Raw genomic sequence first — 1636 nt, forward strand, 5'->3', positions numbered from 1 at the left:
CTATTAGGCCAGATGTTCACGCTAAATTGGGCAGCCTTGATCGCAGTCCCCACGTTTGTTGCAGCAACTCGAGCAAAGACCGAGATTCTTTCAGTTACCGCTGGACCGATGCTTGCTTTTGCGATGGGGCTCTCATTCGCAATGATCTGTGGCCTTCTACTGTATCGTGGCTATCATCACGGCGTTCGTGAATCCGATGAGAATGCGAACGCTTGGACAGCAAAAATCTTACAGCGACATGGGTACGATAATCCAGGCTCGCCGCAATTTGTCCATGCCGATGATCGAGCAGAACGTCATAGGAAGCACGGAATTCGCACTCTCTTCATTGCAGAAACCACGGGCCTGTGCTCATTTCTCTCCTTCATGATTGGCGTCGGCATACTAGTTTTTACGTTGAGCAAGTAAGTTTTCAACGCATTAGGAACGTTCCATGAGTCTCGACAAAGCCCTCGCCGACGCCTTGCGCGCGATCTCGACCGCGACATTGACCACCGTTCTCTTGAAGAAAGGTATCCGTCGCTGCTGGATGCAGGGGCCGATGCCGTATTTCAATGCGAACGAGCGCGTCGTCGGGCGCGCCTTCACTCTGCGCTTCGTGCCTGCGCGTGAAGACCTCGCGACGCCGGAATCCTGGTCGTCGCCGCGCTCGACAAGGGCTGCCATCGAGGACATGCCGGAAGGCTGCATCGCCGTGGTCGATTCCATGGGCGTGTCGGATGCCGGGATCTTCGGCGACATTCTCGCCGCACGCATGAAGATGCGCGGTGTTGCAGCACTGGTGACCGACGGCGTGATGCGCGACGGCGCGGGTGTCGAGGGTGCGGGTTTGCCGGTCTGGTGCTCCGGCATCGCCGCGCCAGCTTCGGTTGCGGGCCTCACCTTCGTCGGGTGGCAGGAACCCATCGGCTGCGGCGGCGTCGCCGTATTTCCCGACGACGTGATCGTGGCGGACGGTGACGGCGCAGTGGTTATTCCAGCGGCGCTCGTCGAAGAAGTCGCGAAAGCCGGCATCGAGCAGGAAAGGCTCGAATTGTGGATCATGCGCGAGATCGAGAAGGGCGTTCCCCTCCCCGGCCTCTATCCGCCGAACGCCGAGACGAGGGCCCGCTACGAGGCCGAGACCGGAAAATCCTGACGCGGCCTCATGTTCTATTACGCATCGAAAATCGCGTGGTTCTTCGCCACGCCGTCCAACCTGCTCGTCAGCATCATTTTGCTCGGGCTGTTGCTCGCTGTCGCCACGCGCTTGCGAAAGATCGGATTTTCGATTGCACTTCTCGCGACGATTGCGACGATGGCGTTGGGACTTTCGCCCATCGCCAATCATCTCATCCGTCCGCTCGAAGAACGCTTTCCAGCCTTTGCGGATGATGGAAAGCCCGTCGACGGAATCATTCTGCTGGGCGGCGCGGTCGAGGCGCGAGAATCGGCCTCGCGCGGACAGATCGTCGCCAACGAATCGGCGGAGCGTGTTCTCGACACGATCCAGCTCGCGATACGCTACCCGAACGCTCGCATCCTCATTTCGGGGGGCGGCGGAACGGTATTCGGCGACGGTGCCGCGGAAGCCCCCATTATCGCGACGTTTCTGCAAAGCCTGAACATCGATTCAAAGCGGCTCATCATCGAGGAC

3 protein-coding genes are annotated in these 1636 nt (G+C 59.4%); all 3 read left to right on the top strand.

Translation table 11 applies throughout. The annotated features are described in order from the left end of the window. Nucleotides 1–408 (top strand): hypothetical protein (locus tag AC1DT3_RS20410; protein ID WP_477467033.1); only part of this gene is annotated, 408 nt, incomplete at its 5' end. A 25-nt stretch (nt 409–433) separates the two neighbouring features. Next, the gene (locus AC1DT3_RS20415) at nt 434–1138 is read left to right on the top strand and encodes a ribonuclease activity regulator RraA (RefSeq protein WP_477467034.1); all 705 of its coding nucleotides are present in this window, start codon (nt 434–436) and stop codon (nt 1136–1138) included. A gap of 9 nt (nt 1139–1147) precedes the next feature. After that, nucleotides 1148–1636 (top strand): YdcF family protein (locus AC1DT3_RS20420; protein WP_477467035.1); only part of this gene is annotated, 489 nt, incomplete at its 3' end.

The organism is Microvirga sp. P4_G7, from assembly GCF_056401005.1.

What these genes read in the sequence shown, in the direction of transcription:
- AC1DT3_RS20415 (WP_477467034.1), top strand. Translation starts at nt 434, where the DNA reads ATGAGTCTCGACAAAGCCCTCGCCGACGCCTTGCGCGCGATCTCGACC.